7 protein-coding genes and 2 pseudogenes are annotated in these 9,537 nt (G+C 61.9%); 1 reads left to right on the plus strand and 8 read right to left on the minus strand.

The genetic code is table 11. The features are described 5' to 3' along the window. From RMO18_RS15990 to RMO18_RS16005, 4 genes are all read right to left on the minus strand, one after another. On the minus strand, positions 1-635 hold a 635-nt coding region (locus tag RMO18_RS15990), incomplete at its 3' end, for a hypothetical protein (RefSeq protein ID WP_309667246.1). Continuing rightward, positions 632-3,433 (minus strand): cyanophycin synthetase, encoded by a 2,802-nt coding sequence (gene cphA, locus RMO18_RS15995; RefSeq protein WP_309667247.1) that lies wholly within the window; start codon positions 3,431-3,433, stop codon positions 632-634. The genes RMO18_RS15990 and cphA, both read right to left, overlap by 4 nt. 57 nt (positions 3,434-3,490) lie before the next feature. Further along, positions 3,491-4,366 (minus strand): cyanophycinase, encoded by an 876-nt coding sequence (locus RMO18_RS16000; protein WP_309667248.1) that lies wholly within the window; start codon positions 4,364-4,366, stop codon positions 3,491-3,493. Between the two features lie 605 nt (positions 4,367-4,971). Further along, positions 4,972-5,232: a hypothetical protein gene (locus tag RMO18_RS16005; protein WP_309667249.1), complete on the minus strand. Its 261-nt coding sequence runs from the start codon at positions 5,230-5,232 to the stop codon at positions 4,972-4,974. A gap of 108 nt (positions 5,233-5,340) precedes the next feature. Between RMO18_RS16005 and RMO18_RS16010 the strand changes: the two are divergent. Further along, positions 5,341-5,824: pseudogene (locus RMO18_RS16010) on the plus strand (transposase); the annotation flags it as partial. 891 nt (positions 5,825-6,715) lie between these two features. Here RMO18_RS16010 and tnpC read toward each other — a convergent pair. The 4 genes and pseudogenes from tnpC to RMO18_RS16035 all read right to left on the minus strand — a co-directional run. Then, positions 6,716-8,211: pseudogene (gene tnpC / locus RMO18_RS21150) on the minus strand (IS66 family transposase). Between the two features lie 58 nt (positions 8,212-8,269). Continuing rightward, the gene (tnpB, locus tag RMO18_RS16025) at positions 8,270-8,617 is read right to left on the minus strand and encodes an IS66 family insertion sequence element accessory protein TnpB (RefSeq protein ID WP_309667253.1); all 348 of its coding nucleotides are present in this window, start codon (positions 8,615-8,617) and stop codon (positions 8,270-8,272) included. Beyond that, positions 8,614-8,985, minus strand: coding sequence for an IS66-like element accessory protein TnpA (tnpA, locus tag RMO18_RS16030; RefSeq protein ID WP_309667254.1), 372 nt, complete (start codon positions 8,983-8,985; stop codon positions 8,614-8,616). Before tnpA ends, tnpB begins: the two co-directional genes overlap by 4 nt. Before the next feature lie 295 nt (positions 8,986-9,280). Further along, a partial coding sequence (locus RMO18_RS16035) for a transposase (protein ID WP_309667255.1) occupies positions 9,281-9,537 on the minus strand: 257 nt, incomplete at its 5' end.

The following is a 9,537-nucleotide window of genomic DNA, read 5'->3' on the forward strand; positions in this document are numbered from 1 at the left end:
CCAATCTGCACCATATCGGTCGAGGTCAGGCCCGCCATGAACCCCGCAGCCCGCCCAATCGCCGCACACAACCGCGTCGTGGTCGTCTTGCCATTCGTGCCGGTAATCAGCGCGACGGGAATGTTGTGCAACGCGTCCCAATCGACGCCCTCCGGCAGGTCCCGGACCGGCCAACCCTGCGATCCCGCCCCGTGCCCTAATGTCACCACCTCGTCATCCACCAGCACTTCCAACCCCCGCCCCCGCGCCGCCGCCATCAGCGTCAGCAGCCCCGGGTTCGCCTCGGCCTCGGCCTCCTCGCGCAAACGCGGCACCAGGCTCGCGAAATCGGCGGGGTGTTTGTCCAACAGGGCCGCTGCACACAGGCCCCAGGCCGCCTCGGCCACTGACACGGCGGTATAAAGCCGGTCCTCCGGCGCCGAAATCGCCAGCGTGATGCCGCCCTGAAACGGATGGGCCAGCACCTGTTCCCCCCCCCAACCCACCGCGTCCAGCACCCGGCGGGCATGCAGCCGCCACAGATCGGCCACCACACCTGGGTCAAACCGGGCATCCTCCACGTCCAGCATCGCGCCCGGACGGCCCCACAGCATCCCCGGCCCCGTGACCCGCCGCGCCTCCACCACCAAGGTCAATCCGCCGCCTCGCCACTTCCCCGCGCCAGCCGCACCCCACGCTCATCCCTGATCAGCATGTCACCGTCACCAATCAGCGCCTCGACCCCATCCGGCACCGGGTGAGGCCGCGTCACCACCGGGGCCGCATTGCTGCCCTCGGGTTTCTTGAAATAGATGATCTGCTTCCAGCAGCGTGCCGTGTCATCGCCGTTGATCACCACCAGATCGCCCTCGCGCGCCATCGTCAACGCATGGTCCAACGCCTCGGGCTCCTCGGGCTGGATCACGATCGCCGCAGGGTCAACCCCGGCCTTGATCAACCCCGCCCGCAACAGTTGCGGAATCTCGTCATGGCCCCGCCCGCGCCGGTTGGCATCGGCCTTGCAGATGAAATAATCGAAATGTGCCGCCAATATCCGCGCCGATTCCGCCACATCCTGGTCACGCCGGTCGCCTGGCACCGACACCACCAGTATCCGCTTGCCCGGAATATCCAACCGGTCCACCAGATCGGACAACGCCGCAAAGGCGGCCGGGTTGTGGGCATAGTCCAGAATGACCTTGAACGGATGCTCGTCAAATACGTTGGTCCGTCCCGGCACCTGGAAAAAGCTGGTGTCAAAGGTCCGCAACCCAAGCCGGATATTGTCCAGATCGACGCCAAAGCTGTACGCCATCGCCGTTGCAAACATGGCGTTGCTGACGTTGTACATCGCCTTGCCTTCCATCGTCGCGGGGATCAGATGCGACCACAGCACCGGCAGATGCGTGCCGTTGTTGTAAATCGTGATCATCTCGCCGTTCATGCCGCGCTCCAGCACCACCGCCCGCCCGCCAGAGCGGATATGCTCCTTGACCAGCGTGTGGTTGGATTTGGTCGTGACATAGCAGATGTGCTTGGCACTGGCGAAATCGGCCATCCGCAGGCAATGGATGTCATCGGCATTCAACACCACGGTGTCCGTCGCCGTCTCGATCACTACCCGTTTGACCTTGGCCAGTTCCTCGACCGTGTTGATGCCACCCAGACCCAAGTGATCCTCGGTCACGTTCAGACAGGCCGCCACATCGGACCGCGAATAGCCCAGACCCGCCCGCACGATGCCGCCCCGCGCCGTCTCCATCACCGCAAAGTCGATGGACGGATCGCGCAGCACCATCTGGGCCGAAGTAGGACCAGTCATGTCGCCTTTTACCGTCACCTTGCCATCGACATAGACCCCGTCGGTCGAGGTCAGGCCGACCAGGTGGCCGCAGCATTTCATGATATGGGCCAGCATCCGGCTGGTGGTGGTCTTGCCGTTGGTGCCGGTGATCGCCGCAATCGGGATGCGCGACTTTGACCCCAGCGGGAACAGCATTTCCATCACCTTGCCCGACACATCGCGCGGCGTGCCTTCGGACGGGGCGACGTGCATGCGAAAGCCCGGTGCCGCGTTCACCTCGACAATCGCGCCGCCGATGTCCTTGTAGGATTTGGTGATGTCGTCGATCAGGAAATCGACGCCACCGACGTCCAGCCCGATGGCGACCACGGCGCGCTCGGCCATGTCCTTATTGTCGGGGTGCACGGTGTCGGTCACATCAATCGCGGTGCCGCCGGTCGACAGGTTGGCGGTGGACCGCAGATAGAAGAGCCGCCCCGCCTCCAGCACCGACTCGGCCGTCATCCCCGCCTCTTGCAACAGGCGTTCGGCTTGGGCATCAAGTTCAAGGTTGGTCAGCACTTTCTGGTGGCCGATGCCGCGGCGCGGGTCCTTGTTCACCTCATCCACCAGTTGGGCGATGGTCATCACCCCATCACCGATCACATGCCCCGGCACGCGCTTGGCGGCGGCCTCCAGCGAGCCGTTGACCACCAGCATCCGGTGGTCAAAGCCGGTAATGAAGCTTTCGACGATCACCCCGCTGGATTTGCCCTGCGCATAGGCCTCGCCATGGGCGGTTTCGACCTGTTCGTCGGTCATCAGGTTGATCGACACCCCGCGCCCGTGGTTGCCGTCCAGCGGCTTGACCACTACCGGAAAGCCGATGCGGCGGGCCGCGCGGGCGGCATCTTTGGCGGAGTAGACGATCAACTGCTTTGGGACCGGCAGGCCCAAATCGTTCAACAGCCGAGAGGTTTCGGATTTGTCGCCGGCGATCTCGACCCCGATGCAGCGGGTTTCCGAGGTGATCGTCGCCATGATCCGCTTTTGGTATTTGCCATGACCGAACTGCACCAGCGAATGTTCATTCAGTCGCAGCCAGGGAATGTCGCGTTCCTCAGCGGCCTTGACGAGGCTTGCGGTCGAAGGCCCCAACTCGCGCCGTTGGGCAGAGAGGACGAAGCTAGTCATCTCGGCAGCGAAATCGAATTCTGGGTCAAAGGCATAATCGACCATCGCTTTTACCGGGTCAGGCAGGATGTGCATCAATAGCCGGATCGCCAGCGTGCAGGCATCAAGGCCCACGTCGCGCTGCTTGTAGGCATAGACCATGTTGTACTGGCCAGGGCTCCCGGTTGACCGCGTGCGCCCAAAGCTGACGTCGGACCCGGCACTGCCCTGTATCTCCAGCGCGCAGTGTTCCAGTATATGGCCGAACCAGGTGCCCTCATCCTCGCGCAACCGGCGCAAGAAACCGCCCTCGACGCGATAAGAGCAGCCGTGTTCGGCCAGACCCGGAAGGGCATCAACCAGCGCGGTGATGAAACCTTCGCCCAGCTTGACCGAGGGCCAGTCTTCCAGCACTCCAAGGTCGATCACATGGCGGATTACGGGGAAACTTGCCCAGAGATTGGGGCCGACATAGACATTGGTCGAGACGATCTTCATGGCGCTTAGCTCCCCTTGACGCGCGGGAATACTTGCCCCCGCACTTATGTTGTATTCTCAGGCTCCCTTTGTTCCGTCCTCGGCCGCCAGCGGCCCATGGCCAAGCTCCGCATCCGGCGGAAAGGCCTTACGCTCGCGCAGGTCGTAGCGACAGCCCTCGCCCATCACGTCGACGCGCAGGCCAAGCAGGCTGAGCGCCTGGCCTGGCCGCGCATTCCACATCGAGGAATGGGTCATCTGGCCGGCGTCAACCACGGTGACGGTGCCGGATCCCACAACCTCCAGCATGTTGTTCGGGCCGATGAAGGCGGCAGTATCCTCGTCGATCCCCAAGCCAATCAGGAAGGGGTTGTAGGAGGATGCGGTCAAAAGCCGCCCCAACCGGTTGCGCTGGGTGAAATGCTGATCGATGATCACGGCATTGGTCAGGCCCAGACCGGGGGCAAGCGTCACCGCCCCTTCGACCGGACCCACATTGCTTTGGCCGCCGCCGATCATGTGTTCCGACATGACCGAGGCCCCTGCCGAGGTCCCCGCGACCGCCACGCCCGCCGCATTGCGCCGCCGGATCGCCTGCGCGATCGCGGTGCCGCCAAGGATGGTCGACAGCCGCAACTGGTTACCCCCGGTGATGAAGATGCCGGTGGCGCGGTCCAGCATCTCGACATAGCGGGGGTCTTCGCAATCGGCGCGGCTGGTGATCGGCAGGTATTCGACCCGCCCGGCGCCAAGGTCGCGGAAGATCCGGTTGTAATCCGCCCCGGTGGTTTCCAGTTGCGAGGCGGTCGGGATCACCACGATATCGGCTGCAGCCCCGCCGGAAAGTTCGACAAAGCGACGGTGGATCTGCCTGTCCTTGACCCGGTCCTCACCGCCACCAATGGGGATGATGAAGCCACGTTCTTCGGTTCGGTTCAGTTTCGCAGGGCACATTCGCCTGTTATTCTTTCATTGGATGACCGGGCCGCAAGCCCGGATGCAAAGGCTGTCTTCCCCCAAGGCCCCCCGTCCTGCGACAATATCCGCCCCCGGGCGGCATGCAGCCAGCAGAGACCACAACCATAGCCGTCCGCGCTTGCCGATCACAACCGCCTTTTTCGTAGGGTTTGGGTGGGTATGCGGTCCCGAGGTGGTGTCAAACAAGCGCGAACCAGCCTCAGTTTACCCAAACCCGCCAGCCGTCAGGCGGCGCAGAGTTGCCGCCACTCGGCGAGAGCGGCGGTGCGGTTGCCTGCCCCCGTTCACCCTGGCATCGGGCTATGTGCCCACATGGGCCGCGCCAGAGGGGCAACCCCGGCTTTCTGACAGGGCGCATCATATGGAGTGGTTATCGGGTGCAGGACGGCCCGACTTCCCTGCTGTAGCCGTGCTGCGGGTCGCCGCAGGGGCCACAATGCGCCAAGCCTTCACCGCTGCGGGTATCGACCCCGACGGCGCTATTGTGGGCATCCCCGCAGCCGCCTTCTAAGTTCTTCCGCTGGGCCACTACGGAAGCCGCCTGACCCCCGTTGCCGCAAGGTTTCGGGGATCTTTTTTCGTCAAAGTCGCGGAACGCTGACTTGTTGAACAACCGACCCGTCGCTGTCGAAAGAACAGAAGACTACCTTAAGTTGTGGGTTGTCGCGCTTGAACTTGGGCGAAAGTTCCGCCTGAAATTCGTTGAACTCCACGACCGCAAGGTTGTCGCCGCGTGCCTTCACGCGATAGAACTGCAAGCCGCCTTGAAATTCTAGTTCAAAATCATCGCGGTAGGCCGCCAAGTGGCATTTCAGGTCGCCAACCGTAAGTATGTCCGACATTCGCAATCCCCTTCTGAGTTTGCGTCTAGTTCGTATTCTGGCGGGCGTTGTTGCAGACTCTGACGGTCGAGGATTCACATTGCGAAGCCATGCGGTTAGACGTGAGGCATGAGCAAGCCATCGCCCGCCCGCGACCGTACCACGAACTGGTCCAGCTACACTGCGGCGCTTCGCAAGCGCGGCTCATTGCTGATCTGGCTGGACAAGGAGATGACCTGGCTTGCGTCGCATGACGGCGGGCCCGGTCGGCCTGCGGTGCTCTCGGATGCGGCGAACCGGTTCTGCCTGGCGAACCTGGACCGGGCCGTGCCTGACTACACGACCCGGTGCCAGGCAGAAGACGCTCGTCGTCCAGATCCCGTATCGGCGCTCTGATGGGCCGCTGAACCTGCTGGTTGACAGCACCGGCATCAAGTTCCCGGGCGATGGCGAGTAGCAGGCCCGCAAACACGGTGTTCAGGCGTGCCGCCAGTGGCGAAAGCTCCATCTGGCCATGGATACGGCCACGTCTGACATCCGGGCGGTGGAATTCACCCCCGGCAGCGATGGCGACAGTCCGGTCTTGCCAGAGCTGCTCGACCAGATCGCCGAAATCCAGATCCGCATCGCCCTCATCAACCGCTTCAACGCCCTCGGCACCGCCGAAATTGTCCGCATCGCCTGACATCAATGCGCAAAGGGGAGGTCATGCCTGAAACGTGAGTTACGCAACAACGCCCACCACACGTGCCGTCAGAATTGAAGCACCGCTCGCCTCTTCCACCCATCCAGCACCCCAACAACCCCCTAGCGCCCACAGCCAACCCCTTGAAATCCCTCACTCCCACCAGCTGACCCACCGCGGGTCGACAGTCCGACCTCCAGACGATCCTGGACTTCAAACTGAGTGTTCTGTTCAGCAGCCGTCAAACCAGCCTTGGCAGCCTCCAGAGGTTCGAACCGGTGGGGTAGCGCGCCAGCACGCAGCGAAGCTTTAATACCCGCCACCATCGGGGCCATAGCGCGTGCCTCAGTGGCTTGTCTGACCGGAACACTTACGGAGGGATCGCCCAGAGACTGGATCAGCCGATCATGCTCTTCACCCCATGTGGTGACCAGTGAAACGGCCTTCTGATAGCTCACCTTCCCGCATGGCCGATTCCAAACTTTCAGCCCAAGGGTCTTCTGATGACGTTCAGGAACCCGGCGACGGTAGAAGAACCGACCAGCATTCGCTTTGAGCCATCGAACGGTTTGATCCGCCATGTGCCCAAAACCCCTGAATTTGTGTCCAAGAATGGACGCCGCAGGGCCACTATACTCAATAAAATAAGAGAAATCAACGATATGGGAAAGTGGTGGGCGACCCTGGAACGGCCACCATTGCTGTAGGTGCTTGTTATCGCTGTTTCTAGGTGCGGGTTGAGGTGAGTGCGTCTCACCATCGTGTCTCACTTAGGGTCAACTCTGGCTGACTTACAGTAAGCGTCCGGCCTGACCGCAGTTATCGTGCGTTCCAGGGGAGCAGTTCGTTGATCCGATTGATTTTGTGGTCCGCGATGCACGTCAGTGTGTCGGCAAGCCATGCATGTGGATCGATGCCGTTGAGTTTGGCGGTTTCGATCAGGGTGTAGGCGATTGCGGCGGATTTCCCGCCTGTTTGCGATCCCACGAAGAGGTAGTTCTTACGACCCAAGGCGACAGGGCGCATCGCGCGTTCTGCGGTATTGTTGTCGATTTCCAAGATACCGTGATCGAGGTAGGGACGCAGGCGGGCCAGCCGGGTCAGGGCATATCGGATCGCGGCGGCCAGAGGGCTTTTGCCCGATATGTCATGGAGTTGGGTGTTCAGCCAAGCCTGCAGGTCGTTGAAGGCGGGTTTGGCCCCAGCCTGCCTGATCTCGACTCGTTTATCCGGTGGCAGCCCTCGCGCCGACTTCGCGACGGCGTAAAGCTGAGCAATCCGCCGGATGGCCTCGTCGGCGATGGCCGAGCCTTGGGCCTTGTGGACGTCGACGAACTTGCGCCGGACATGGGCGAGGCAGGCGACCTCGCGTATCTCGCCTGTGCGATACAGGTCTTCAAATCCGGCATAGCCATCGGCGTGCATCCAGCCAGTATATTCTGATAGATGATCCTTTGGGTGCTGCCCTTTGCGGTCGCACGAGAACTGATACCAACTGGCGGGAGGGATGCCGCCGCCCCATGGTCGTTCATCGCGCCCGTAGGCCCACAGCCGCGCCGTCTGGGTCTTGCCGTTGCCTGGAGCCAGCATCGCGACCGGGGTGTCGTCGACAAAGATCGCGCTCCCGCCAAGACATGCCGCCCAATGGCGTCAGCCAACGGCTCCAGCAATGCGGTGGATTTGCCGACCCAATCCGCCAGCGTTGAGCGATCCAGATCAATGCCTTCGCGGTCGAAGATCTGGCTTTGACGGTATAGCGGCAGATGGTCAGCATATTTATTGACCAGCACATGCGCCAGCAGGCCCGGGCCGGGACGCCCGCGCTCGATTGGCCGCGACGGCAGCGGGGCTTGGGTGAAGCAATCGCAGCTCGAGCAGGCCATCCGGGGCCGAACAATGCGGTTCACGACAAAGCGGCCAGGGACGTATTCCAACTCTTCGGTCACGTCTTCGCCTAACCTGCGCAGCTTGCCACCGCACTGAGCACACTCTGCGTTGCCCGGGCTCAGTTCGACTTCCACGCGCGGAATATGATCTGGGATCGGCTTGCGCTTTGGCTTGTCGGCGGGTGTATCCTCGGGCAGGCGCAGTTTTGCCGTAAGCGCGGCGATGGCCATCTCGGACATCTCCAGGGCCAGTTGCAACTGCTCTGAGGTCTCGGAGGATGCCCCGAAGCGATGGGCGCGGTGGCCTGCCAACTGGTGCCGCAACTTCTCGATCAACACCGCCTGCGACTTCACTTCGGCCAGCAAAAGTGCTGTGAACGCCCGCAGTTCTGCGGGGTCTTCCGGCAGCGATTTGGTGACATCCAGCATGGGCAATCATAGCAAAACAAGGCTTTTACTGGAATCCCATAACTGCAAATCCTTCAATTTATCCTGCGGTCAAAGGCCTCCAGGTGCGCAGCGGCAAGCGCCAGTCGATCCCTTCAAGCAGCATCGCCAACTGAGCAGGTGTCAGCGCGATCTTGCCGTCTTTTGCCAAGGGCCAGACAAACCGACCCTTCTCCAACCGCTTCGAGAACAGACACGCGCCCTGCCCATCCCACCAGATGATCCTGATCAGATCGCCCTGCCGTCCCCGGAACACGAACATATGGCCACTGAACGGGTTCTGTTGCGTCGTCTGCTCGGCCTGAGCCGCAAGTGCTGCAAAGCCCTTGCGCATGTCCGTCACGCCTGCGGCCAGCCAGACCCGCGCGTTCAACGGGACAGGTATCATCCCGACAGACCACGGATCAGACGGGCCAGCGCTTCGGGATCATAAGGCCCGCTGACCCGAAACCGATGCCCACCTGCAATCTCGATCTCAAGCAGGCAGTCGGGCAAGACGTTGCTGGGCAAAGTGGGCCTGGCGGCTTCTGAACGGGCAGGGTTCACAATCTCTACAGGCAAAAAGACCGGGGCATCCACAGCACCTGGCGCCGATCCCGGCGCATAGCGTGCATCCCGCAACCATTTGAAGATCATGTTGGCATTCAGCGCATATCGCCGCGCAACCTGCGCCACCGAAACGTCCGGCGCAGTCGTCTGAACACAGATCGACCGCTTCTCCTCGTCAGTCCAAAGCCGCTTCGTCCGCCGAACCACACCAAACCCCATAGTGTCCACTATCCGAAGCGGACACTATCTCACCCTCTATAAGCGCGGCAGGGCAGTCAGGCCGGACGCTTACATCCCAACTGTATCCTGCATCGACTTTCCTTTACCTATTCTTGTCATACGGGCCTCGCGCCCAAGTATCCGTTCAGGTTGAAAGAAAAGGCGGGGTGATCTTACTCACGGGCGGCCCTAAACGACCAAGAGGGGTGCGATCCGCCCCGCCAATGCACCGCAAAAGACACGCTGTGCACTAGCCCCGTTATCACATAGGGGCATCGGAAAATCATAAGACAAGAGGGGCCTGAGCAAAACACGCTGATGCCTTCCTCAAAATCTCATTGGCCTGACACAGTTCGCGGTTCTCACGCACCAGCTCTTTGATCCGCGCCTTCTCGGCACTGGTCTGGCCCGGCCGTTCGCCACCCTCACGCTGGACCTGGCGCATCCAAACGCGAAGGCTGTCCGGCGAACAGCCCAATTTGCCCGCGATCGCCGTCAGCGCCGCAGCTTCGCTCTGATACTCGTCGCGGTGTTCCATCG

The organism is Tabrizicola sp. (assembly GCF_031377265.1).
Classification (GTDB): Bacteria; Pseudomonadota; Alphaproteobacteria; order Rhodobacterales; family Rhodobacteraceae; genus JAUYQR01.